At 61.2% G+C, this 25,253-nt stretch carries 20 protein-coding genes; 3 read left to right on the plus strand and 17 right to left on the minus strand.

Features of this window, described 5'->3' with window-relative positions; all coding sequences use genetic code 11:
- Positions 1 to 4 precede the first annotated feature (4 nt).
- The 16 genes from nuoH to AD665_RS03125 all read right to left on the minus strand — a co-directional run bounded on the left by nuoH (position 5) and on the right by AD665_RS03125 (position 20,077).
- Positions 5 to 1,012 carry an NADH-quinone oxidoreductase subunit NuoH gene (gene nuoH, locus AD665_RS03050; RefSeq protein WP_024779319.1) on the minus strand — a complete coding sequence of 336 codons (1,008 nt, stop codon included), beginning with the start codon at positions 1,010 to 1,012 and terminating at the stop codon, positions 5 to 7.
- Positions 1,009 to 3,723, minus strand: a complete 2,715-nt coding sequence (nuoG, locus tag AD665_RS03055; RefSeq protein ID WP_024779318.1) for an NADH-quinone oxidoreductase subunit NuoG — start codon at positions 3,721 to 3,723, stop codon at positions 1,009 to 1,011. The genes nuoH and nuoG overlap by 4 nt, the downstream gene beginning before the upstream one ends.
- Before the next feature lie 137 nt (positions 3,724 to 3,860).
- Entirely contained in the window at positions 3,861 to 5,219 is a 1,359-nt protein-coding gene (gene nuoF / locus AD665_RS03060) for an NADH-quinone oxidoreductase subunit NuoF (protein WP_024779317.1), read from the minus strand.
- Positions 5,216 to 5,713: an NADH-quinone oxidoreductase subunit NuoE gene (gene nuoE, locus AD665_RS03065; protein ID WP_024779316.1), complete on the minus strand. Its 498-nt coding sequence runs from the start codon at positions 5,711 to 5,713 to the stop codon at positions 5,216 to 5,218. The genes nuoF and nuoE overlap by 4 nt, the downstream gene beginning before the upstream one ends.
- A 2-nt stretch (positions 5,714 to 5,715) precedes the next feature.
- Positions 5,716 to 7,500 carry an NADH-quinone oxidoreductase subunit C/D gene (nuoC, locus tag AD665_RS03070; protein WP_024779315.1) on the minus strand — a complete coding sequence of 595 codons (1,785 nt, stop codon included), beginning with the start codon at positions 7,498 to 7,500 and terminating at the stop codon, positions 5,716 to 5,718.
- A 73-nt stretch (positions 7,501 to 7,573) separates the two neighbouring features.
- Entirely contained in the window at positions 7,574 to 8,248 is a 675-nt protein-coding gene (locus AD665_RS03075) for a NuoB/complex I 20 kDa subunit family protein (RefSeq protein WP_024779314.1), read from the minus strand.
- 10 nt (positions 8,249 to 8,258) lie between these two features.
- Positions 8,259 to 8,672 (minus strand): NADH-quinone oxidoreductase subunit A, encoded by a 414-nt coding sequence (locus AD665_RS03080; protein ID WP_024779313.1) that lies wholly within the window; start codon positions 8,670 to 8,672, stop codon positions 8,259 to 8,261.
- Between the two features lie 663 nt (positions 8,673 to 9,335).
- On the minus strand, positions 9,336 to 10,661 hold the full coding sequence (gene aceA / locus AD665_RS03085) for an isocitrate lyase (RefSeq protein WP_024779312.1): 1,326 nt from the start codon (positions 10,659 to 10,661) through the stop codon (positions 9,336 to 9,338).
- 492 nt (positions 10,662 to 11,153) lie between these two features.
- Positions 11,154 to 11,915, minus strand: a complete 762-nt coding sequence (locus AD665_RS03090) for a secretin N-terminal domain-containing protein (RefSeq protein ID WP_024779311.1) — start codon at positions 11,913 to 11,915, stop codon at positions 11,154 to 11,156.
- A 289-nt stretch (positions 11,916 to 12,204) separates the two neighbouring features.
- Positions 12,205 to 12,630, minus strand: a complete 426-nt coding sequence (locus AD665_RS03095) for a GNAT family N-acetyltransferase (protein ID WP_024779310.1) — start codon at positions 12,628 to 12,630, stop codon at positions 12,205 to 12,207.
- Positions 12,623 to 13,789, minus strand: coding sequence for a ribosomal protein uL16 3-hydroxylase (locus tag AD665_RS03100; protein ID WP_024779309.1), 1,167 nt, complete (start codon positions 13,787 to 13,789; stop codon positions 12,623 to 12,625). Before AD665_RS03100 ends, AD665_RS03095 begins: the two co-directional genes overlap by 8 nt.
- Positions 13,790 to 13,873: 84 nt before the next feature.
- Positions 13,874 to 15,244: an adenylosuccinate lyase gene (gene purB / locus AD665_RS03105; protein WP_024779308.1), complete on the minus strand. Its 1,371-nt coding sequence runs from the start codon at positions 15,242 to 15,244 to the stop codon at positions 13,874 to 13,876.
- A gap of 123 nt (positions 15,245 to 15,367) precedes the next feature.
- Positions 15,368 to 15,991 carry a high frequency lysogenization protein HflD gene (gene hflD, locus AD665_RS03110; RefSeq protein ID WP_024779307.1) on the minus strand — a complete coding sequence of 208 codons (624 nt, stop codon included), beginning with the start codon at positions 15,989 to 15,991 and terminating at the stop codon, positions 15,368 to 15,370.
- Complete coding sequence (gene mnmA / locus AD665_RS03115) at positions 15,988 to 17,112, minus strand: tRNA 2-thiouridine(34) synthase MnmA (RefSeq protein WP_024779306.1); 1,125 nt, start codon at positions 17,110 to 17,112, stop codon at positions 15,988 to 15,990. Before mnmA ends, hflD begins: the two co-directional genes overlap by 4 nt.
- A gap of 59 nt (positions 17,113 to 17,171) precedes the next feature.
- Positions 17,172 to 17,618, minus strand: a complete 447-nt coding sequence (locus AD665_RS03120; RefSeq protein WP_053190851.1) for an NUDIX hydrolase — start codon at positions 17,616 to 17,618, stop codon at positions 17,172 to 17,174.
- Positions 17,619 to 17,851: 233 nt separating this feature from the next.
- Positions 17,852 to 20,077, minus strand: a complete 2,226-nt coding sequence (locus AD665_RS03125; protein WP_024779304.1) for an NADP-dependent isocitrate dehydrogenase — start codon at positions 20,075 to 20,077, stop codon at positions 17,852 to 17,854.
- 482 nt (positions 20,078 to 20,559) lie between these two features.
- Here AD665_RS03125 and icd point away from each other — a divergent pair, with 482 nt between their 5' ends.
- On the plus strand, positions 20,560 to 21,816 hold the full coding sequence (gene icd, locus AD665_RS03130) for an NADP-dependent isocitrate dehydrogenase (RefSeq protein ID WP_024779303.1): 1,257 nt from the start codon (positions 20,560 to 20,562) through the stop codon (positions 21,814 to 21,816).
- A gap of 77 nt (positions 21,817 to 21,893) precedes the next feature.
- On the opposite strand, the gene cspD is transcribed toward icd, so the two are convergent.
- Positions 21,894 to 22,157: a cold shock domain-containing protein CspD gene (gene cspD, locus AD665_RS03135; RefSeq protein ID WP_024779302.1), complete on the minus strand. Its 264-nt coding sequence runs from the start codon at positions 22,155 to 22,157 to the stop codon at positions 21,894 to 21,896.
- Positions 22,158 to 22,398: 241 nt separating this feature from the next.
- Between cspD and clpS the strand changes: the two genes are divergently transcribed.
- Together clpS and clpA are read left to right on the plus strand one after the other, a co-directional pair.
- Entirely contained in the window at positions 22,399 to 22,761 is a 363-nt protein-coding gene (clpS, locus tag AD665_RS03140; RefSeq protein ID WP_015094394.1) for an ATP-dependent Clp protease adapter ClpS, read from the plus strand.
- Between the two features lie 29 nt (positions 22,762 to 22,790).
- Positions 22,791 to 25,061 carry an ATP-dependent Clp protease ATP-binding subunit ClpA gene (gene clpA / locus AD665_RS03145; protein WP_024779301.1) on the plus strand — a complete coding sequence of 757 codons (2,271 nt, stop codon included), beginning with the start codon at positions 22,791 to 22,793 and terminating at the stop codon, positions 25,059 to 25,061.
- Positions 25,062 to 25,253: the final 192 nt, after the last annotated feature.

Here is a 25,253-nt window from a genome sequence, read left to right on the forward strand (position 1 = left end):
ATCCTCACTGAACCGCGGCCGCAGGCGTGTTCATCAACACGATCGCAGCGGTCACCAGCAAATTGATCAGGGTCAGCGGCAGGCAGAATTTCCAGCTGAAGTCCATCACCTGGTCGTAGCGCGGGCGCGGGATGGCGGCGCGCAGCAGGACGAACAGCATGATGAAGAACGCGGTCTTCAGGGCGAACCACACGAAGGACAGTTGCGGCAGGATGTCGAACGGACCGTGCCAGCCGCCGAAGAACAGCGTCACCAGCAGTGCCGAGATCAGGACGATACCGATGTACTCGCCCACGAAGAACATGCCCCATTTCATGCCGGCGTATTCAATGTGGTAACCGTCGGCCAGTTCCTGTTCCGCTTCCGGCTGGTCGAACGGGTGACGGTGGGTCACGGCTACGCCAGCGATGAAGAAGGTACAGAAGCCGAAGAACTGCGGAATGATGAACCACAGGTTCTGGGCCTGGTACTCGACGATGTCGCGCATGTTGAACGAGCCGACCTGGACCACCACGCCCATCAGCGCCAGGCCCATGAACACCTCGTAGGACACAGTCTGGGCCGACGCCCGCAGGCTGCCCAGCAGGGCGTACTTGTTGTTGCTCGACCAGCCGGCGAACAGCACCGCGTACACCGACAGGCCGGCCATGGCGAAGAAGAACAGCAGGCCGATGTTCAGGTCCGCCACGCCCCAGGTCGGGGTGATCGGGATGATCGCAAAGGCGATCAGCAAGGCGCTCATGGCCACCACCGGCGCCAGGGTGAAAATCACCTTGTCGACAAAGGGTGGCGTCCAGTCTTCCTTGAAGAACATCTTGATCATGTCGGCGGCGATCTGGAACATGCCGAACGGGCCGACGCGGTTCGGACCGTAGCGGTCCTGCCACCAGCCCAGCAGGCGACGTTCGACAAAGCTCAGCAATGCGCCTGTGACCACCACGGCCAGCAGGATCACGATGGCCTTGAGGACCGTCAGGATCACATCGATCACTTCAGGGGTGAACCAGCTCATTGCGCTGCCTCCTGCAGACCGTCGACGGTTTTACCGAACACCGCCGGCGGGATTCCCGCCAGGCCGGCCGGCAGGGCCACCAGGCCGACGCCCAGTTCTTCATTGATGCGCAGCGGCAGACGCAGGGTCTGGCCGGCCACGTTCAGGCTCAGCAGGGCGCCGTCGTTGACACCCAGACGATCGGCTTCGGACTTGGCCAGCGCCACGTAGGCGGCCGGGATGCGTTCCTGTACCGGAGCGGCCTTGGAAGAGTTCTCTTCGCTGCCGAACAGGTGATGGAACGGCACGACCTGCCAGGTGCCCGGTGCCGGGTTGAAGGCGCGCGGCACGTTGGCGAACCAGCTCAGGCCGTCGCCATGGCTTTCGATCAGGCGGGTGCCCGGATCACCGGCACGCAGGTGACCACCGACTTCGTCCTGGAACTTGTTCCAGGCCTGCGGCGAGTTCCAGCCCGGAGACCAGGCGAACGGCACTTGCGAGCGCGGTTCGGCGGAGCCCGAGTAACCTTCCATGGAGAAGGCGAACGCGGTGTCCTGGTCCTGCGGGGTGCGCGGTTCATGAACGCTGATGTTGGCGCGCATGGCGGTGCGGCCGGAGTAACGCAGCGGTTCACGGGCCAGTTTCAGGCCCTTGATGCGGAACGCGGCGGACGGCGCGGCGTCGACGATGCCGGCCAGTTGCTCGGTGCTGGAGGCACAGGCAGCGGTGACGTGGTCGAGTTGCGTCCAGTCGATCGGCTGGTTCAGCAGGGTGGCGCGCAGGGCGTGCAGCCAGCGCCAGCCTTCGTGGACCAGGATGCTGGCGTCCAGGTATTGCGGGTCGAAGACCTGGAAGAAGCGTTGGGCGCGGCCTTCCTGGCTGACCAGCGTACCGTCGCCTTCGGCGAAGCTCGCCGCCGGCAGCACCAGGTGGGCGCGGTCGGTGGTGGCGGTCTTCTGGTGGTCGGCGACGATCACCACTTTTGCGGCGTTCAGCGCGGCGTCCACACGGGCTTTGTCGGTGCGGGTGTACAGATCGTTTTCCAGCACCACGATGGCGTCGGCGTTGCCATCGATCACCTTTTGCAGCGCGGCATCGACCGATTCGCCACCGAGCATGGCCAGGCCGAGGCTGTTGGCTTCCGGCACGACCAGGCTGATGGAACCGTTCTTCTCGCGCAGCTTCAGGGCCTTGGCGATGTTGGCGGCGGCCTCGATCAGGGCCTTAGAGCCCAGGGAGGTACCGGCGATCACCAGCGGACGCTTGGCGGCCAGCAGGGCATCGGCGATGCGCTGGACCAGGGCGGTCGCTTCGCTGTCCAGGCCTTCGACGGCCGGGGCGCTGGCGTCCAGGGCGTGGGCGACGGCAAAGCCGATGCGCGCCAGGTCGTCAGGAGCGGCGTGGACGCATTCCTCGGCGACGTCGTCGAGCTTGGTTTCAGCCAGGCTGGCGATGAACAGCGGGTTCAGCTCGTGCTGACCGATGTTCTTCACGGCAGCGTCGAGCCACGGCTGGACGCGCATGGCGTCGGCCATGTCCTCGGCCTTGCCCTTGACCGACTGGCGCAGGGCCAGGGCCATGCGTGCGGCGGTCTGGGTCAGGTCTTCGCCGAGGACGAACACGGCGTCGTGGTCTTCGATGTCGCGCATCGTCGGCACGGGCAGCGGGCTGTCCTTGAGCACTTGCAGCACCAGGCGGATGCGCTCCAGTTCAGCGGCTTCGATGCCGCTGTAGAAGTGCTCGGCGCCGACCAGTTCACGCAGTGCGTAGTTGCTTTCCAGGCTGGCCCGTGGCGAACCGATGCCGACGATGTTGCGGCCGCGCAGCAGTTCGGCGGCCTTGTCCAGGGCAGCGTCCAGGCTCAGCTTGGTACCGTCGGCCAGCAGCGGCTGGCGTGGACGATCCGTGCGGTTGACGTAGCCGTAGCCGAAGCGGCCGCGGTCGCACAGGAAATACTGGTTCACCGAACCGTTGTAGCGGTTCTCGATGCGACGCAGTTCGCCGTAGCGCTCGCCCGGACTGATGTTGCAACCGCTGGAGCAGCCGTGGCAGATGCTTGGCGAGAACTGCATGTCCCACTTGCGGTTGTAGCGCTCGGAGTGGGTCTTGTCGGTGAACACACCCGTCGGGCAGACCTCGGTGAGGTTGCCGGAGAACTCGCTTTCCAGGGTGCCGTCTTCAACGCGACCGAAGTACACGTTGTCGTGGGCGCCGAACACGCCAAGGTCGGTGCCGCCGGCGTAGTCCTTGTAATAGCGCACGCAGCGGTAGCAGGCGATGCAGCGGTTCATCTCGTGGGAGATGAACGGGCCCAGTTGCTGGTTCTGGTGGGTGCGCTTCTTGAAGCGATAACGGCGCTCGTTGTGGCCGGTCATCACGGTCATGTCTTGCAGGTGGCAGTGACCGCCTTCCTCGCAGACCGGGCAGTCGTGCGGGTGGTTGGTCATCAGCCATTCGACGACACTGGCGCGGAACGCCTTGGATTCTTCATCGTCGATGGAGATCCAGGTGTTGTCGGTGGCGGGGGTCATGCAGGACATGACGATCCGACCACGGGTGTCGTTTTCGTCGGTGTACTGCTTGACCGCGCACTGCCGGCAGGCCCCGACGCTACCAAGCGCGGGATGCCAGCAGAAATAAGGGATGTCGAGGCCTAGCGACAGACATGCCTGTAACAGGTTGTCTGCCCCGTCGACTTCGAGCGCTTTGCCGTCTACGTGGATAGTGGCCATGGTTCAAAGTTCTTCGTTGGCCCGGTGTCAGCGGGCGTGGCTAATGGAATCTTGTCGTTCGTCCGAATCCAAACAGCCTGCAAAGGCGTCATCGGACGAAAGGCGAAGGGCACGGACCCTTCGCCTTCTTAAGCGTGTTACGCGCCGACCATGGTCGGCGTGACCACCTGATTGAGGTCGCCTGCGCGGGTAGGCGCGATGCCGGCCTCGAATTCAGAGCGGAAGTATTTGATCGCGCTGCCCAACGGCTCCACGGCACCCGGTGCGTGAGCACAGAAGGTCTTGCCTGGGCCGAGGAAACCCACCAGACCCAGCAGGGTCTCGATGTCGCCGGGCTGACCTTCGCCGTTCTCGATGGCCATCAGCAGCTTGACGCTCCAGGGCAGGCCATCGCGGCAAGGGGTGCAGAAGCCGCAGGATTCACGGGAGAAAAACTGCTCCATGTTGCGCAGCAGCGACACCATGTTGACGCTGTCGTCCACCGCCATGGCCAGGCCGGTACCCATCCGGGTGCCCACCTTGGCGATGCCGCCGGCGTACATCTGTGCGTCCAGGTGCTCCGGCAACAGGAAACCGGTACCGGCACCACCGGGCTGCCAGCACTTGAGCTTGTAGCCGTCGCGCATGCCGCCGGCGTAGTCCTCGAACAGCTCGCGGCCGGTGACGCCGAAAGGCAGTTCCCACAGGCCGGGATTCTTGACCTTGCCGGAGAAGCCCATGAGCTTGGTGCCCATGTCTTCGCTGCCGTCGCGGGCCAGGGATTTGTACCAGTCCACGCCGTCGGCGATGATCGCCGGCACGTTGCACAGGGTCTCGACGTTGTTCACGCAGGTCGGCTTGCCCCACACGCCCACGGCGGCAGGGAAGGGCGGCTTGGAGCGCGGGTTGGCACGACGGCCTTCCAGGGAGTTGATCAGTGCGGTTTCTTCACCGCAGATGTAACGCCCGGCGCCGGTATGGACGAACAGCTCGAAATCGAAGCCGCTGCCCAGGATGTTCTTGCCCAGGAGGCCTGCGGCCTTGGCTTCTTCCACGGCACGGTTCAGGTGCTTGGCGGCGGTGGTGTATTCGCCGCGCAGGAAGATGTAGCCACGGTAGGTTTTCAGCGCACGGGCGCTGATCAGCATGCCCTCGATCAGCAGATGGGGCAGTTGCTCCATCAGCATGCGGTCCTTCCAGGTGTTGGGTTCCATTTCATCCGCGTTGCAGAGCAGGTAGCGGATGTCGATGGATTCGTCCTTGGGCATCAGGCCCCACTTCACGCCGGTGGGGAAGCCCGCACCGCCGCGACCCTTGAGGCCGGAGTCCTTCACGGTCTGGACGATGTCGTCCTGGGCCATGTCGGCGAACGCCTTGCGCGCGGCGGCGTAGCCGTTCTTGGCCTGGTACTCGTCCAGCCACACGGCTTCGCCGTCGTCACGCAGGCGCCAGGTCAGGGGATGGGTTTCGGCCGAGCGCTTGATGCGGTTGGCGGGCCCGAAGGAAGTCAGGGTCATACGTAGCCCTCCAGCAATTTGGCAACGCCGGCGGGTGCAACGTCACCGAAGGTGTCGTCGTCGATCATCAGCGCCGGAGCCTTGTCGCAGTTGCCCAGGCAGCACACCGGCAGCAGCGTGAAACGGCCGTCGGCGGTGGTCTGGCCGAGGCCGATGCCCAGCTTGCTCTGGATTTCGCTGACCACGGATTCGTGGCCACCGATGTAGCAGACCATGCTGTCGCAGACGCGAATGATGTGGCGGCCTACGGGTTGGCGGAAGATCTGGCTGTAGAAGGTGGCGACGCCTTCGACGTCGCTCGCCGGGATGCCGAGGATCTCGCCGATGGCGTAGAGCGCGCCGTCAGGCACCCAGCCACGTTCCTTCTGGACGATCTTCAGGGCTTCGATCGACGCCGCGCGCGGGTCTTCGTAGTGATGCAGCTCGTGCTCGATGGCCGAGCGCTCGGTTTCGCTCAGGGCGAAACGGTCTGTCTGGATAAGCGTGCTGTTCATGCTTAGCGGTCCACGTCGGCCATAACGAAATCGATACTACCCAGGTACGCGATCAAGTCCGCGACCATGCTGCCTTTGATCACCGAAGGGATCTGCTGCAGGTGCGGGTAGCTTGGGGTGCGGATCCGGGTACGGTAGCTCATGGTGCCGCCGTCGCTCGTCAGGTAATAACTGTTGATGCCCTTGGTCGCTTCGATCATCTGGAAGGACTCGTTGGCCGGCATGACCGGGCCCCACGAAACCTGCAGGAAGTGCGTGATCAGGGTCTCGATGTGCTGCAGCGTGCGCTCCTTGGGCGGCGGCGTGGTCAGCGGGTGATCCGCCTTGTACGGGCCTTCCGGCATGTTGCGCATGCATTGCTCGATGATCTTGACGCTCTGGCGCATCTCCTCGACGCGAACCATGCAGCGGTCATAGGCATCGCCGTTGGCCGCCAGCGGTACTTCGAACTCGAAGTTCTCGTAGCCGGAGTAGGGGCGTGCCTTGCGCAGGTCGAAGTCGCAACCGGTGGAACGCAGGCCTGCACCGGTGACGCCCCATTCCAGGGCTTCCTTGGTGTTGTAGGCCGCGACGCCGATGGTGCGACCCTTGAGGATGCTGTTCTGCAGGGCAGCCTTGGTGTATTCGTCCAGGCGCTTGGGCATCCACTCGACGAAGTCCTTGACCAGCTTTTCCCAGCCACGTGGCAGATCGTGGGCAACGCCACCGATGCGGTACCAGGCCGGGTGCAGGCGGAAGCCGGTGATGGCTTCGATCACCGTGTACGCCTTCTGGCGGTCGGTGAAGGTGAAGAACACCGGCGTCATGGCGCCGACGTCCTGGATGTAGGTGCCCAGGAACAGCAGGTGGCTGGTGATACGGAAGAACTCGGCCATCATGATGCGGATGACGTCGACCCGGTCCGGAACCTTGATCCCGGCCAGTTTCTCGACCGAAAGCACATACGGCAGGTTGTTCATCACGCCGCCGAGGTAGTCGATCCGGTCGGTGTACGGAATGTAGCTGTGCCAGGACTGGCGCTCGGCCATTTTCTCGGCGCCACGGTGGTGGTAGCCGACGTCCGGGACGCAGTCGACGATCTCTTCGCCGTCCAGTTGCAGGATGATGCGGAACGCACCGTGGGCCGAAGGGTGGTTCGGGCCCAGGTTGAGGAACATGTAGTCCTCGTTGGCGCCCGAACGCTTCATGCCCCAGTCTTCAGGCTTGAAGCGCGCGGCCTCTTCCTCGAGCTGTTGCTTGGCCAGGGACAGGCTGAACGGGTCGAACTCGGTGGCACGGGCCGGGTAGTCCTTGCGCAGCGGGTGACCTTCCCAGGTCGGCGGCATCATGATGCGCGTCAGGTGCGGGTGGCCGGGGAAATCGATCCCGTACATGTCCCACACTTCACGTTCGTACCAGTTGGCGTTCGGCCAGATGCCGGTCACGGTCGGCACGCTGAGGTCGCTCTCGGACAAGGCGACCTTGATCATTACGTCACTATTACGCTCGATCGACATCAGGTGATAGAACACGGTGAAGTCGACGCCGTCGGGCAGGCCCTGGCGCTTGGTGCGCAGGCGCTCGTCCACGCCGTGCAGGTCATAGAGCATGACGTACGGCTTGGGCAGGTTGCGCAGGAAGGTCAGGACTTCGACGAGTCTGGCGCGGGCAACCCAAAGCACCGGCATGCCGGTGCGGGTCGGCTGGGCGGTGAACGCCTCGGGGCCAAAACGGTTGTTCAGTTCGACGACCACATCCTGGTCGTCTGCCTTGTAGGGCGGGATGTACAGAGCACTGCCTGTAGTCATGGTTATTTATCGCTTTCGGTCAACGTAAAGAATGAAGCCAGGTTCGTGTTTCTTGTTCAGGAACAGAGCTGGATCAGACTTCGTCGGGGCTGCGCAGGTTGGTGACTGCGATACGCTGTTCGCGGCGCTGTTCCTTTTGCGACGGCATCTCGGCGCGATAGACGCCTTGATCGCCAACGACCCAGGACAGTGGGCGACGCTCCTGGCCAATCGATTCCTGCAACAGCATCAGGCCTTGCAGGAAAGCTTCGGGGCGGGGCGGGCAGCCAGGCACGTAGACGTCCACGGGCAGGAACTTGTCCACCCCTTGAACGACGGAATAGATGTCGTACATGCCACCGGAGTTGGCGCACGAACCCATGGAGATGACCCACTTCGGTTCGAGCATTTGCTCATAGAGACGCTGGATGATCGGCGCCATCTTGATGAAGCAGGTACCGGCGATAACCATGAAATCCGCCTGGCGCGGCGATGCCCGGATCACCTCGGCGCCAAAGCGCGCGATGTCGTGGGGCGCCGTGAAGGCGGTGGTCATTTCCACGTAGCAGCACGAAAGGCCGAAGTTGTACGGCCACAGGGAGTTCTTGCGACCCCAGTTGACCGTGCTGTTCAGCACGTCTTCGAGCTTGCCCATGAAGATGTTTTTGTGGACTTGATCTTCTAACGGATCGGAAACGGTTTCCCGTTCGCCAATCGGATACTGCTCGTTAGGAGCATCGGGGTCGATCCTGGTGAGATTGTATTGCATTGCCAAAGCCTCATTGTTTCAGCTTCGCTTGCCGCTTGCGCCGAGCTTCCGGAGCCCAATCAAGTGCCCCCACCCGGAAAAGGTAGACAAGACCTGCCAACAGAATTGCTATGAAAACGAGAGCTTCGACAAATCCGGTCCAGCCGCTTTCGCGGACGGACACAGACCAGGCAAAGAGAAAGAGGGCTTCGATATCGAAGATCACGAAAAGCATCGCGACCAGATAGAATTTGGCTGAGAGCCGCAAGCGGGCGCCGCCGGTAGGCAGCATGCCGGACTCGAACGGTTCGTTTTTGCTGCGGCCCCAGGCTTTTGACCCGAGCAGGCTCGACAGCCCGAGCATGAAGGCACACAGGCCGACGACACCCAGAAGGAAAATGGCAAAGCCCCAGTTGTGGGCCATGAGTCCTGTCGCTTCGGGCATGCTGGAAATCCTTAACAGAGGGCAAAGGGCCTCTGAGCTTGAAAGAAATAACGCAGTGACGATATGTCGCAGCAATCAATCGCGGTGATTTTATGGCTAAACACCGGGCAAGTAAAATTCCTGTAGCGAAATTATTTATTGGAATAAGGACATAGCGCACCTCCAAGGCTGCGCAGCCCAGGCCCAGCGGGCATTGGCCGATAATTCATCTATTATATTTCGTGCGCGGTACAACAATGATAATGCCTTGCAAATGATAATTATTGTTGTTTGTGCGGACTTTCCATCAATATCCCGGTGCAGTAGCTGAGAACTTTTCTTACAGGCTCGCTGCTGCAATTGTCAGCGCTGGCCGTTTTACTCTTTTTCGGACTGTCTGTTGCTGCGTTCGATCAATTTTTCTGAAGACTCTTCGATTTCTTGTGTCCAATGCCTGTCAGTCAGGCGGCAAGACTTGTGGGAGCCGAGCTTGCTCGCGATGGCGGTCGACCGGGCGGCATCGTTGTCGACTGACCTACCGCTATCGCGAGCAAGCTCGGCTCCCACAGGGTCGATGCTGTTCTTGAAATGCAGGCGAAAAAAAAGCCCCGAACCAGTCGGGGCGTCAGATCGTCGGCCTTGCGGTTAGCTTTTATTCGGTCCGCAAGGGCCGTTACCCATTGATCAGTGGAACTGCTCTTCTTCGGTCGAACCGGTCAGTGCGGTCACCGACGAAGCGCCGCCCTGGATCACGGTGGTCATGTCGTCGAAGTAGCCGGTGCCCACTTCCTGTTGATGAGCCACGAAGGTGTAGCCCTTGGCGGCGTCGGCAAATTCCTGCTCCTGCAGCTTCACGTAGGCGGTCATGTCGTTGCGGGCGTAGTCGTGCGCCAGGTTGAACATGCTGTGCCACATGTTGTGAATGCCGGCCAGGGTGATGAACTGGTGCTTGTAGCCCATGGCGGACAGTTCGCGCTGGAACTTGGCGATGGTCGCGTCGTCCAGGTTTTTCTTCCAGTTGAAGGAAGGCGAGCAGTTGTACGACAGGATCTGGTCCGGGTATTCCTTCTTGATCGCTTCGGCAAAGCGGCGGGCCTCATCCAGGTCCGGCTTGGCGGTTTCGCACCAGATCAGGTCGGCGTATGGGGCGTAGGCCAGGCCGCGGGCGATGGCCTGGTCGAGGCCGGCGCGCACTTTGTAGAAACCTTCCTGGGTGCGGGTACCGGTCACGAACGGCTGGTCATACGGATCGCAGTCGGAGGTCAGCAGGTCGGCGGCGTTGGCGTCGGTACGGGCCAGGATGATGGTCGGTACGCCGGCAACGTCGGCGGCCAGGCGGGCAGCGGTCAGCTTCTGCACGGCTTCCTGGGTCGGTACCAGTACTTTGCCGCCCATGTGGCCGCATTTTTTCACCGAGGCCAGTTGGTCTTCGAAGTGAACGCCAGCGGCGCCTGCCTCGATCATGCTCTTCATCAGCTCGTAGGCGTTCAGGACGCCGCCGAAACCGGCTTCGGCGTCAGCCACGATCGGTGCGAAGTAATCGATATAGCCTTCGTCGCCCGGGTTCTTGCCGGCTTTCCACTGGATCTGGTCGGCGCGACGGAACGAGTTGTTGATGCGCTTGACCACAGTCGGAACCGAATCCACCGGGTACAGCGACTGGTCGGGGTACATCGACTCGGCGGAGTTGTTGTCCGCAGCCACTTGCCAGCCCGACAGGTAGATCGCCTGGATGCCGGCCTTGACTTGCTGTACCGCCTGGCCGCCGGTCAGGGCGCCCATGCAGTTGACGAAATCTTTTTCGGGACGGAAGGATGGCTTGGCGCCCTGGGTCACCAGGTTCCACAGCTTCTCGGCGCCCATTTTCGCAAAGGTGTGCTCAGGTTGAACCGAGCCACGCAGGCGGACGACGTCAGCAGCGGAATAATTGCGCTTCACGCCTTTCCAGCGTGGGTTTTCAGCCCAGTCTTTTTCAAGGGCTGCAATTTGCTGTTCGCGTGTCAGTGCCATGGAAATAAACCTCGTCGCATCGTCGGGTGTGGAAGATTCCTGCTCCTGCCGATCCGCCAGTCATTGGCGAAGAAGGCTGCTCGCTGGCCAGGGGGCCGGGCATACAAGTCGGTTCAGGCGGGGAGGCGACGGGATGAACGATGGGCTCGAGGGGAAAGTGAGCAGGTAGAGGCGGACTGCGGGCGCATTCGGGCGTCGTGGGCCCTTGTACGAACTCAGAGTGATGCCGGGTTACCTAGTTACGCTTCCGTCCCTCGGGACAACTTCGTTCCAGTCGCAACCTCGTCAAACACACCTTGTGGGCGGTACAGACACGAATCGGCTTGCGGGGTAGATGCAAGCGGCGACCCGAAGGCCCTTGCCAGGGCCCCTGATTAGCGGGAGCGAGGCCATCATGCCTTCGGTTTTTTGGCTCGTCAAACGTTTTGTAGTGCTTTTTTTCAAGCACTACATCTTTGGTCTAATACGACTCGTCAGTCAGTTTCTGGTGCTTCAGTTCAGGGTGTCGACCTTGACCCGCAGAATCATGTCGTCACGGCCTTGTGTCGAGTAGCTGCGGGTCAGGCCCTGTTTGTCGGCCTGGGTCTGGCGATTCACGCCGGCCAGCGTGATCCATTCGCCCAGCCGTCCGCTGACAGTTGTGTCGGTACTCTGAACGTTCACTACATCGGGACGTTCCTGGCTCATGCGGTCACGGTTGGTACTGATGCTCAGATGAACGGTCTCGCCGGTGACGCTCGCCGTGACGTAGAAGCCTTGGGTGACGTTGCGGTATTCAGTCTGGCTTTGCATGCGACCGTAGGTGTCCGTCTGGTTACTGGTGAACGGTACGCTCTGACCCACCTGAATCAGCGCCGGCTGGCCTTCGCTGGCTTGTACCTGTTGCACGCCGCCGTCACGGCTGGCCGTGCTGCGGTTGATGATGCGGGTCTGGCTGGGGGCGGCTCCGTTGATGGAGTAGCCCTGGTCGCCCTGCAGGTTGTTTTCGTTGGTGTCGACCGTGATCAGCAAGCGTCTGGGAGCGGTGTCCAATTGGGCCAGGAATTGCCGGAGTTCTTCAATCTTGCCGGGGTCGGCATTGACGATCAGCTGGTTGCCGTAGGCGCTGACCTGGCCGTCCTTGCCGATGAAATTCTGCGCTACCGGGAGCAGATCGGCGCTGGTGCGGTAGTTCAACGGCACGACTTGCGTGTCGGCCATGACCGACAGGCTGCAGCCGAGCAGCAGGGTGGCCAGGAGGGTGCGTAAGGACATTCCATTTCTCCGCGGGACAAAGGCTTGATATTGCCAGTTTGTCGGCCCAGGGTGGGGCAAGTTGAATGATAGACGGCAAAACGCCCCGGCATCGGGGATGGCGGGGCGTTTCAGGTGTTGCAAGGTGGTCTTGTGGCGAGGGGATTTATCCCCGCTGGGCAGCGAAGCAGCCTCTAAATCAATCGCCGCGGTGTATCAGGTCAATGTAATTCAACCCCATTGGGGCTGCTACGCAGCCCAGCGCGGATAAATCCCCTCGCCACAGATAAATCCCCCTCAGAGGATCGTGTCAGGCTGAGTGCCGGACCATGTCCACATGGGGAATTCCTGCTTCCAGGAACTCCTCGCTGACCACCGCAAAACCCAGCCGCTCATAGAACGGCGTGGCATGCACCTGGGCGCTGAGCTTCTGTTGCTTGAGCCCGCGTTTCTCGGCTTCGGCGATCAGCGCGTGCATCAGCGCATCGCCCACTTTCAGGCCGCGCCAGTCCTTGAGCACCGAGACACGGCCAATGTGACCGTCGGTCAGCAGGCGCGCGGTGCCGATGGGGAAATCGCCTTCGAAGGCGAGGAAATGCACCGCGCTCTGATCGTCGGCATCCCATTCCAGCTCGGGTGGGACGGACTGCTCGACAATGAATACGCTCTCACGAATGCGCCGGATCTCGGCGTTGTCCTTCTGCCAGTCTGCGACACGAACGTGGATTTTATTCATCGGCGAACCCCAGGCTGCCTTGCTTGACCAGCTCACAGATCAGGCCGCGACCGTCTTCGTCGGCCAGCCATGGGCTGAGGTTTTCAATGTGCAGGGCATCGGCCGCGCAGATCATTTTCAGCAGTTCGCGCAGCTTGCCTGGCAGGTAGCGGCTCTGACCGCTGGCGAACAGCAGCAGGTCGTCATCGACTTCCGACCAGGCCAGGCGCGCGCTCGGATTGCGGATGATCACGGCACCCTGTTCCAGGCCGGCCAGCAGGTCGTCTTCTTCCAGTTCCGGCCCTACCACCAGTTCCGGGTAGCGCGGCTCGGTCATGAACTGGCCGAACCAGGTCAGTAGCAGGCGTTCGTCGCTCATGTGCTCGGCCAGCAAACCCTTGAGGCGGTCGAGGGCGTCGTGTTGGATCTGATGTGGATCGCTCACCGGGCGCGCGTCGGCGTCGGTGTAGCGTTCCTCGTCCGGCAGGAACTGGCTGAGGAAGTCGGTGAAGTGGGTCAGTACTTCGGCGGCGCTTGGTGCGCGGAACCCTACGGAGTAGGTCAAGCAGTCATCCACAGCTACGCCGCAGTGGGCCAGGCGCGGCGGCAGGTAGAGCATGTCACCTGGCTCCAGGACCCACTCGTCGGTGGCCTCGAAGTTGGCAAGAATGCGCAGGTCGGCATGGGGCAGCAGCGGGCTGTCGGAGTCGCACATCTGGCCGATTTTCCAGTTGCGCTTACCGTGGCCCTGCAGCAGGAACACGTCGTAATTATCGAAGTGTGGGCCGACGCTGCCACCCGGGGCGGCGAAGCTGATCATCACGTCGTCGATGCGCCAGCTCGGCAGGAAGCGGAAGTGCTCCAGCAGCTCGCTGACTTCCGGGACGAACTGATCTACCGCTTGCACCAGCAAGGTCCAGTCGCGCTCCGGCAGCTTGCTGAACTCGTCTTCGGCGAACGGGCCGCGACGCAGCTCCCAAGGGCGCTCGCCGTGTTCGAGCACCAGGCGCGATTCGACTTCTTCTTCCAGGGCCAGGCCGGCCAGTTCGTCGGCATCGATCGGGCTTTCGAATTCAGGAATCGCCTGGCGGATCAGCAACGGTTTCTTCTGCCAGTAGTCGCGCAGGAACTCCCGTGCCGTGATGCCGCCCAGGAGTTGCAGAGGAATATCAGGATTCATGTGTAACCTATTGAAAAAATATACTTTTCAGACGCGAATAAAAACGCCCGGCGCGGCCGGGCGTCTCAAGGGTGTAGCCGTGTCTCAGATGCGCTTGGCTTGTGCCGCGGCGTTGCCGATGTAGCTGGCCGGGGTCAGCTTCTTCAGCTCCGACTTGGCATCGGCAGGCATATCCAGGCCGTCGATGAAAGTCTGCAACGCTTCGGGGCTGATGCCCTTGCCACGGGTCAGTTCTTTCAGTTTTTCGTACGGGTTTTCGATGTTGTAGCGACGCATGACGGTCTGGATCGGCTCAGCCAGGACTTCCCAGCAGGCATCCAGGTCGGCGGCGATCTTCTGCTCGTTCAGCTCCAGCTTGCCGATGCCCTTGAGGCTGGCTTCGTAGGCAATGACGCTGTGGGCGAAACCCACGCCCAGGTTGCGCAGCACGGTGGAGTCGGTCAGGTCACGCTGCCAGCGGGAGATCGGCAGTTTGCTCGCCAGGTGCTGGAACAGTGCGTTGGCGATGCCCAGGTTGCCTTCGGAGTTTTCGAAGTCGATCGGGTTGACCTTGTGCGGCATGGTCGAGGAACCGATTTCGCCGGCAATGGTGCGCTGCTTGAAGTAGCCCAGGGAGATATACCCCCAGATGTCGCGGTCGAAGTCGATCAGGATGGTATTGAAGCGCGCGATCGCGTCGAACAGCTCGGCGATGTAGTCATGCGGTTCGATCTGGGTGGTGTATGGGTTGAAACTCAGGCCCAGCTCGTCTTCGATGAAGGCGCGGGCGTTGGCTTCCCAGTCGATTTCCGGGTAGGCCGACAGGTGGGCGTTGTAGTTGCCCACGGCGCCGTTGATCTTGCCCAGCAGAGGCACGGCGGCAACTTGAGCGATCTGGCGCTCCAGGCGGTACACCACGTTCGCCAGCTCTTTGCCCAGGGTGGTCGGCGATGCGGGTTGACCATGGGTGCGCGACAGCATCGGCACGTCGGCGAAACGGATCGCCAGTTCGCGGATGGCCTGGGCAATCTGGCGCATCAGCGGCAGCATCACGTCGTCACGACCTTCACGCAGCATCAGGGCGTGGGACAGGTTGTTGATGTCCTCGCTGGTGCAGGCGAAGTGGATGAACTCACTGACGTTGGCCAATTCCGGCAGCTTGGCCGCCTGCTCCTTGAGCAGGTACTCGATCGCCTTGACGTCGTGGTTGGTAGTGCGTTCGATCTCTTTGACGCGCTCGGCGTGCTCCAGCGCGAAATTCTCTGCCAGGGTGTTCAGCACCGCGTTGGCTTCGGCGGAAAACGCCGGGACTTCGCCGATGGCGGGGTGGGCGGCCAGGCGCTGGAGCCAGCGCACTTCAACCAGGACGCGGGCACGGATCAGGCCGTACTCGCTGAAAATCGGGCGCAGGGCCTGGGTTTTGCCGGCGTAGCGGCCGTCTACAGGGGAAACCGCAGTGAGCGAAGAGAGCTGCATGGGGTGTTCTCGGACAGTCGGGCAACGAAATGGGGCGCGTATCATACATGAAAACAAGCGCCGGTCCGTCGCCAACTGACCGGCGTATTACGCGTGATGAAGTAAAAAACGGGTTGAGGCGACTTATTCGTTGCGCATCAACGGGTAAAGCTCTTTCAACAGTTTGCGTCGGCTGATCACCAACTGCCAGCGATGCCCACCCAGTTGCCGCCACAGCCGCGCCGAACGGATGCCCGCCAGTAACAGGGCGCGAATTTTCGAGGCGTTGCTCGGTTGCTGCAGGTTGCGCATGTCGCCGTGCACCTGGATGCGCTGGCGCAGGGTGCTCAAGGTGTCCTGATACAGGGCGCCGCAGGCGGCGACGACGTTTTCATGGGACGGGCCGAAGTGCTCGACCTGGGACTGGATCTGCGGCAGGCGCTTGCCGATGGTGTCCAGCAGGTCGTCGCGCTTGGCGAGCTGGCGTTCAAGGCCCAGCATCGACAGGGCATAGCGCAGCGGCTCGCGTTGCAGGGCGCTGGGATCGCGCTCCAGGGCGCCGATCAGTGCGCGGTAGCCTTCGCGCAGGTTCAAGTCGTCGCCGCCGTAGACTTCCAGGGTGTCCCTGGGGTCGCGTACCAGCAGGCTGCCGAGCATGCAGCTCAGGCCGGCCTCGGAGGTCTGGCCGGTCTTGGCGATCCGGTCCACCAGCACGGCGGCGAGAAACACACCGCCCAGCGCCGTCAGTTGCTCCTGGGTCGGGCTCATGCCTTGCTGCTCCACGGCTCTGCGACTTCGATCACACCGCCGCCCAGGCAGATTTCACCGTCGTAGAACACCACGGACTGGCCGGGCGTCACCGCCCGTTGCGGATCGTCGAAGGTGGCACGGTAGCCTGTGGCGGTCTTTTCCAGGGTGCAGGGCTGGTCGCTCTGGCGATAGCGCACCTTGGCCGTCAGGCGGCGCGGTTCGCTCAGGTCGATCGGGTTGACCCAATAGATGTCGGAGGCGAGCAGGGCGCGGGAAAACAGCCAAGGGTGGTCGTTGCCCTGGCCGACGATCAACTCGTTGTGCTCCAGGTCCTTGATCAGTACGTACCACGGCTCTTCGCCGGCGTCTTTCAAGCCGCCGATGCCCAGGCCCTGACGCTGGCCGATGGTGTGGTACATCAGGCCATGATGACGGCCGATGACTTCGCCTTCGGTGGTCTTGATTTCGCCCGGCTGCGCCGGCAGGTACTGCTTGAGAAAATCGCTGAAGCGGCGCTCGCCAATGAAGCAGATCCCGGTGGAGTCTTTCTTCTTGGCGGTGGCGAGGGCATGTCTTTCGGCGATGGCCCGCACTTCGGGCTTCTCCAGTTCACCCACCGGGAACAGGGTCTTGGCAATCTGTTCGCCGCCGACGGCGTGCAGGAAGTAGCTCTGGTCCTTGTTCGGGTCCAGGCCCTTGAGCAGTTCGGTGCGCCCGTCGATGTCGCGGCGGCGCACGTAGTGACCGGTGGCGATCAGGTCGGCGCCCAGCATCATGGCGTAGTCGAGGAACGCCTTGAACTTGATTTCGCGGTTGCAGAGGATGTCCGGGTTCGGCGTGCGACCGGCCTTGTACTCGGCCAGGAAGTGTTCGAACACGTTGTCCCAGTACTCGGCGGCGAAGTTGGCGGTGTGCAGCTTGATGCCGATCTTGTCGCACACGGCCTGGGCGTCCGCCAGGTCGTCCATGGCAGTGCAGTATTCGGTCCCGTCGTCTTCCTCCCAGTTCTTCATGAACAGGCCTTCCACCTCATAACCCTGCTCGATCAGCAGGAGGGCGGAAACGGAAGAGTCCACGCCGCCGGACATGCCGACAATGACGCGCTTCTTGGTGGTGCCGGAAGTATCTGGATCACGCATAGGAATTCAATGAGTGTCTTGAAAAAGGACGCGATTCTATCAGGCCCGGGCGCGCAAGGCTAAAGGGAAGGACGTATCAGTGCCAGGCTGTGGCGATGACCGGCCAGATAATCGTCGATGCAGCGGATGATCAGATCGCTGCGCCAATGGTCGTGTTGTTCAAGCAGTTCGTCGCGGGTCAGCCATCGGGCGCCCAGGATGCCGTCATCCAACTGATAGTCGGGGTGGTGTTCGAGCGCTTTGGCGGCGAAACAGACCCGCTGATAGGTCACGCCATTGCTGGGAGCGGTATACAAGTAGATGCCCACCACGCTGGTGGGCTCGACGTCCCAGCCGGTTTCTTCCAGGGTTTCGCGCACGGCGGCCTCAATCAGGGTTTCATCCGGGTCCAGGTGTCCGGCGGGCTGGTTGAGCACCGCGCGCCCGCCCTTGGATTCCTCCACCATCAGGAAACGGCCGTTGTCCTCGACGATAGTGGCGACGGTGATGTGGGGTTTCCAATCCATGTGGTTTCCTCGAAATTTGAATAGTGAAACACAAGCCCTGTGGGAGCGAGCCTGCTCGCGATAGCGGTGGGTCAGCCAATACAAGTGTTGGATGATAAACCGCTATCGCGAGCAGGCTCGCTCCCACAGGGGCGGTGAATTCAAAAACTGCAGCTGATCCCCAGCCAGAAGGGAATGGGCTGGAAACACAAACCCCGGCACAAGGCCGGGGTTTGTGGTGCTTCCTTACAACCTTACACCAGCGCAGCGATGGCCGCGTTGAAGGTTGCGCTCGGGCGCATGGCCTTGCTGGTCAGTTCCGGGTTGGCGAAGTAGTAACCGCCGATGTCCACCGGCTTGCCTTGAACGGCGTTGAGCTCGGCAACGATTTTTTCTTCGTTGTCGGTCAGCGTCTTGGCCAGGGTGGTGAACTGCGCCTTGAGGGCTGCGTCGTCATCCTGGGCGGCCAGTGCCTGGGCCCAGAACAGGGTCAGGTAGAAGTGGCTGCCACGGTTGTCGATACCGCCGACCTTGCGCGAAGGCGACTTGTTACGGTCCAGGAACTCGCCAGTCGCCTGGTCGAGAGTCTTGGCCAGCACCAGGGCTTTCGGGTTGTTGTAGGTCACGCCCAGGTGTTCCAGGGAGGCGGCCAGGGCCAGGAACTCGCCCAGGGAATCCCAGCGCAGGAAGTTTTCTTCCAGCAGTTGTTGAACGTGCTTGGGTGCCGAACCGCCAGCGCCGGTTTCGAACAGGCCGCCACCGTTCATCAGCGGCACGATCGACAGCATCTTGGCGCTGGTGCCCAGTTCCATGATCGGGAACAGGTCGGTCAGGTAGTCGCGCAGCACGTTGCCGGTCACCGAAATGGTGTCCTTGCCTTCGCGGGTGCGGGCCAGGGTGAACTTCATCGCGTCGACCGGCGACATGATGCGCAGGTCCAGGCCAGTGGTGTCGTGGTTCTTCAGGTAAGCCTGGACCTTCTCGATCACTACGCCGTCATGGGCGCGCATCGGGTCCAGCCAGAAGATGGCCGGGGTGTTGCTGGCGCGGGCGCGGTTGACGGCCAGCTTGACCCAGTCCTGGATCGGCGCATCCTTGGTCTGGCACATGCGGAAGATGTCGCCAGCTTCGACGTTCTGCTCCAGCAGGGTGCGACCGGTGTTGTCCGAGACCCGGACCACGCCGTCGGCCTTGATCTGGAAGGTCTTGTCGTGGGAACCGTACTCTTCGGCTTTCTTGGCCATCAGGCCGACGTTCGGCACGCTGCCCATGGTGGTTGGGTCGAAGGCGCCATTGGCTTTGCAGTCTTCGATCACCGCCTGGTAGATGGTGGCGTAGCAGCGATCCGGGATCACGGCCTTGGTGTCGTGCAGTTGGCCGTCGGTGCCCCACATCTTGCCGGAGTCACGGATCATGGCCGGCATCGAGGCGTCGACGATGACGTCGCTCGGCACGTGCAGGTTGGTGATGCCCTTGTCGGAGTTGACCATCGCCAGGGATGGACGCGCCGCGTAGACCGCCTGGATGTCGGCTTCGATCTGCGCCTGCTGCTCGGCCGGCAGGGCTTTGATGCGGGCGTACAGGTCGCCGATGCCGTTGTTCAGGTTGAAGCCGATCTGCTCCAGCACCTGGGCGTGCTTGGCCAGGGCGTCCTTATAGAACTCGGCGACGATCTGACCGAACATGATCGGGTCGGAGACCTTCATCATGGTGGCCTTGAGGTGAACCGACAACAGTACGCCTTTTTGCTTGGCGTCTTCGATTTCTGCGGCGATGAAGTTGCGCAGGGCATTCTTGCTCATCACGGCGCAGTCGAGGATCTCACCGGCTTCTACGGTGGTCTTTTCCTTCAGGACGGTGGCAGTGCCGTCCTGGGCGATCAGCTCGATTTTCACGCTGCCGGCGGCGTCGATCAGGGCGGCTTTTTCGCTGCCGTAGAAATCGCCGGTGCTCATGTGGGCCACGTGGGATTTGGAGTCGGCAGCCCAGGCGCCCATCTTGTGCGGGTGTTTGCGGGCATAGTTCTTGACCGACAGCGGTGCGCGGCGGTCGGAGTTGCCTTCACGCAGAACCGGGTTCACGGCGCTGCCCTTGACCTTGTCGTAACGGGCCTTGGCTTCTTTGTCGGCTTCGCTGGTCACGGTTTCCGGGTAGTCCGGCAGTGCGTAGCCCTGGGCCTGCAATTCCTTGATCGCGGCCTGCAGTTGCGGCACCGAGGCGCTGATGTTCGGCAGCTTGATGATGTTGGCTTCAGGCGTTACGGCCAGGTCGCCCAGTTCGGCGAGGTGGTCGGCTACGGCTTTGTCACCCAGTTGCTCGGGGAAGCTGGCCAGGATGCGCCCTGCGAGGGAGATGTCGCGGGTTTCCACGGCGATCTCGGCCGAGGCGGTAAAGGCTTCGACGATCGGCAGCAGCGAATAGGTGGCGAGGGCAGGCGCTTCGTCGGTGAAGGTATAGATGATCTTCGAGCGGGTGGGCATATTCGGATTAACTCTCTTCTTTGCTAAAGCATGCGCAGAAACTCGAGGGGCGCCGGGTAAGCGCGTTCGTTCAAAGTCAGCCGTGAGCCGAATGTCGAGGTTTCTTCGCGGTGATGTTGGGTGCATCAGTCGAGCGTCAAGCGGTCGGGCCGCGGTAACGGTCCGGCTTTATAACTGGCGGGAAGGCCCTTGGTAGAGCAGTCAGCCGTCGTGACCCTGTGGTCAGCGGCGGCATTATACATAGGTAGCTGGCAATCTGCCGATGGTTCATAGACCTTCGTACACGTCCATTGGTCTAAACGTCGCAGGGTCGGCGTGGTGGGCTATGCTCATATTTGGCGCTTTTCCCTTGTTTTTCAGGCTTGTACACGGCGAACTGCGCGACTTTCCCGCTGATGCGTCTAACGTAGGGTTTGCGCGTCGATGCAACTGGGGTACGCTCGAACGCAGCCAGATGTTCAATCCAAGCAATGGAGTTCAGCATGGGGTATCAAAAGATTCAGGTTCCAGCCGTCGGTGACAAAATTACCGTCAATGCAGACCATTCTCTTAATGTTCCCGACAACCCGATTATCCCCTTCATCGAAGGCGACGGCATTGGCGTCGACATCAGTCCGGTCATGATCAAGGTTGTGGACGCTGCGGTGCAGAAGGCCTACGGCGGCAAGCGGAAAATCTCCTGGATGGAAGTCTATGCCGGTGAAAAAGCCACCCAGGTCTACGACCAGGACACCTGGCTGCCCCAGGAAACCCTGGATGCGGTCAAGGATTACGTGGTTTCCATCAAGGGCCCCCTGACCACACCGGTCGGCGGCGGCATCCGCTCGTTGAACGTGGCCCTGCGTCAGCAGTTGGATCTGTATGTCTGCCTGCGCCCGGTGCGCTGGTTCGAAGGCGTGCCGAGCCCGGTGAAGAAACCAGGCGACGTGGACATGACGATCTTCCGTGAGAACTCCGAAGACATCTACGCCGGCATCGAGTGGAAGGCCGGTTCGGCCGAAGCCACCAAGGTCATCAAGTTCCTGAAAGAAGAAATGGGCGTCACCAAGATCCGTTTCGACGAAGATTGCGGCATCGGCGTCAAGCCGGTCTCCAAGCAGGGCACCAAGCGCCTGGCGCGCAAGGCCTTGCAATACGTGGTCGATAACGATCGCGATTCGCTGACCATCGTCCACAAAGGCAACATCATGAAGTTCACCGAAGGTGCCTTCAAGGAATGGGCCTACGAAGTGGCAGCCGAGGAGTTTGGTGCCACGCTGCTCGATGGCGGGCCGTGGATGCAATTCAAGAATCCGAAGACCGGTAAGAACGTGGTCGTCAAGGACGCCATCGCCGATGCGATGCTCCAGCAGATCCTGTTGCGTCCGGCTGAGTATGACGTGATTGCAACCCTCAACCTCAACGGTGACTACCTCTCCGACGCTCTGGCGGCGGAGGTGGGCGGTATCGGTATTGCACCGGGTGCCAACCTCTCCGACACCGTGGCGATGTTCGAAGCCACCCACGGTACCGCGCCCAAGTATGCGGGCAAGGATCAGGTCAACCCCGGATCGCTGATTCTGTCGGCGGAAATGATGCTGCGCCACATGGGCTGGACCGAAGCGGCCGACCTGATTATCAAGGGCACCAACGGCGCGATTTCGGCCAAGACCGTGACCTATGATTTCGAACGCCTGATGGAAGGTGCCAAGCTGGTGTCGTCCTCAGGCTTCGGCGATGCCTTGATCTCGCACATGTAAGCGGGTCGACGGGCAATAAAAGACGCCCGGCTCGAGTGATCGAACCGGGCGTCTTTTTGACCGATGGTGACAGCAGGTCAATGGGTTTCGGTGACTCTGGTTTTGACTTTGACTTTTTCGGGGATGGAGGTGCTTTCAACCTCGACCGGCGAAATATTGACCGCATGCAGGCCCTTGGGGCCCTGGATCACTTCGAATGTCACGGGCTGCCCGGCCTTCAGGGTTTTATAACCGTCCATCCTGATTGCCGAAAAATGCGCGAAAAGGTCTTCATCCCTGCCAGACGCCAGAATAAAGCCGTAGCCCTTGGCGTTGTTGAACCATTTCACCTTGCCACTCATCTTGACGACCGACATAGACCATTTCCCTCTGCAACGCACTCCATCACTGGAGTATCATCCAGTTCATCCGCAATCTAATCTTGCTTCAAGGATCGATTCCGCGGACCTTTTTAACCCGCGATGGGCTCTATTGGTTGTAACACCGTTTTGCCGATAGTCAAGGTGACCCGGCAGTGGCGGTTGAAATCGCCCGCCAGTGCCCCCATCACTGTATTTGCCAACTAAACGAACCTTTCTTTCCATGCATGCAATCAGCCAGATTCGACTAACATTCAATCAGGATCGCCCGGATCTACATGACGACGATTCCGCAGGCATTGCTGTTCAGGAAGCAAAGCCTGCGTTGCAGGCGCCACCGATGTACAAGGTGGTTTTGTTCAACGATGACTACACACCGATGGATTTCGTCGTCGAAGTGCTCGAGGTGTTTTTTAACCTGAATCGCGAGCTGGCGACCAAGGTCATGCTGGCCGTTCATACAGAGGGACGGGCAGTGTGTGGAGTGTTTACCCGCGACATCGCCGAAACAAAGGCCATGCAGGTCAACCAGTACGCCCGGGAAAGCCAGCATCCGCTACTCTGTGAAATCGAGAAGGACGGTTAACGCCGACCACTTGGGTATGAGGTGAAGCCATGTTAAACCGCGAGCTCGAAGTCACCCTCAATCTTGCCTTCAAGGAGGCTCGTTCGAAGCGTCATGAATTCATGACCGTCGAGCACCTGCTGCTGGCCCTACTGGATAACGAGGCTGCCGCCACCGTATTGCGTGCCTGCGGCGCCAATCTCGATAAACTCAAGCATGATCTGCAGGAGTTCATTGACTCCACCACGCCATTGATTCCCGTTCATGACGAGGATCGCGAAACCCAGCCAACCCTGGGCTTCCAGCGTGTACTGCAACGTGCTGTCTTTCATGTACAGAGCTCGGGCAAGCGTGAAGTCACCGGTGCCAACGTGCTGGTCGCCATCTTCAGCGAACAGGAAAGCCAGGCGGTCTTCCTGCTCAAGCAGCAGAGCGTTGCGCGTATAGATGTCGTCAATTACATCGCCCATGGCATTTCCAAGGTGCCGGGGCATGGCGATCATTCCGAAGGTGAACAGGATATGCAGGACGAGGAGGGCGGTGAGTCTTCTTCTTCGGGCAATCCGCTGGATGCCTATGCCAGCAACCTGAACGAACTGGCGCGCCAGGGTCGCATCGATCCGTTGGTCGGGCGCGAAGCCGAGGTCGAGCGCGTCGCGCAGATCCTGGCCCGGCGTCGCAAGAACAACCCGTTGCTGGTGGGCGAGGCGGGCGTGGGTAAAACCGCGATTGCCGAAGGCCTGGCCAAGCGCATTGTCGACAACCAGGTGCCGGACCTGCTGGCCAACAGCGTGGTGTACTCCCTCGATCTGGGCGCCCTGCTGGCCGGCACCAAGTACCGCGGCGATTTCGAGAAGCGCTTCAAGGCATTGCTGGGCGAGTTGAAGAAGCGTCCCCAGGCGATCCTGTTCATCGATGAAATCCACACCATCATCGGTGCGGGCGCTGCGTCCGGTGGGGTCATGGACGCCTCGAACCTGCTCAAGCCATTGCTGTCGTCGGGTGATATCCGTTGCATCGGGTCGACCACCTTCCAGGAATTCCGCGGGATCTTCGAGAAGGACCGAGCCCTGGCACGGCGCTTCCAGAAAGTCGACGTCTCGGAGCCTTCGGTGGAAGACACCATCGGTATTCTGCGTGGCTTGAAGGGGCGGTTCGAACTGCACCACAGTATCGAGTACAGCGATGAAGCCCTGCGGGCCGCGGCTGAACTGGCCTCGCGCTACATCAATGATCGGCACATGCCGGACAAGGCCATCGACGTGATCGACGAGGCCGGTGCTTACCAGCGTCTGCAGCCGGTGGAGAAACGCGTCAAGCGCATCGAAGTGCCTCAGGTCGAGGATATCGTGGCGAAGATCGCACGTATTCCGCCCAAGCACGTCACCAGTTCCGACAAGGAGTTGCTGCGTAACCTGGAGCGTGACCTGAAGTTGACGGTATTCGGCCAGGATGCGGCCATCGATTCGCTGTCGACCGCTATCAAGCTGTCCCGTGCCGGCCTCAAGTCGCCAGACAAACCGGTTGGTTCCTTTCTGTTCGCCGGCCCTACCGGTGTGGGCAAGACCGAGGCTGCGCGGCAACTGGCCAAGGCGATGGGGATCGAGCTGGTGCGCTTCGACATGTCCGAGTACATGGAGCGCCACACCGTATCGCGTCTGATCGGTGCGCCTCCGGGGTATGTCGGATTCGACCAGGGCGGCCTGCTGACCGAAGCCATCACCAAGCAACCTCACTGCGTGCTGTTGCTCGATGAAATCGAGAAGGCGCATCCGGAAGTCTTCAACCTGCTCCTGCAGGTCATGGACCACGGTACGCTCACCGATAACAACGGGCGCAAGGCGGACTTCCGCAACGTGATCGTGATCATGACCACGAACGCCGGCGCCGAAACCGCTGCGCGTGCTTCGATCGGTTTCACCCATCAGGACCATTCGTCCGATGCGATGGAAGTGATCAAGAAGAGCTTCACGCCTGAATTCCGCAACCGCCTGGACACCATTATCCAGTTTGGTCGCCTCAGCCATGAGGTCATCAAAAGTGTGGTGGACAAGTTCCTCACCGAACTTCAGGCGCAGCTCGAGGACAAGCGTGTGCTGCTGGAAGTCACCGATGCGGCCCGCAGTTGGCTCGCAGAGGGTGGTTACGATGTGACGATGGGTGCGCGGCCGATGGCTCGCTTGATCCAGGACAAGATCAAGCGTCCGCTGGCCGAGGAAATCCTCTTTGGTGAACTGGCCGAGCATGGCGGTGTGGTGCACATCGACATCAAGGATGGCGAGCTGACCTTCGACTTCGAAACCACGGCTGAAATGGCCTGATCGAAACCTGTAATAAGCAGAAAGGCGCCGGAAGGCGCCTTTTTGCTGTCTTGAAGATATCGAGTTCACCGCAGTCCCTTGTGGGCGAGCCTGCTCGCGATAGCGCCGACAGATTCAACATCAATGCGAGCTGATGCGCCGCCATCGCGAGCAGGCTCGCTCCCACATGGGGTCTGCGTGGTTATCAAATCC

It is taken from the genome of Pseudomonas corrugata (genome assembly GCF_001269905.1).
In the GTDB taxonomy this organism is placed as follows: Bacteria; Pseudomonadota; Gammaproteobacteria; order Pseudomonadales; family Pseudomonadaceae; genus Aquipseudomonas; species Aquipseudomonas corrugata.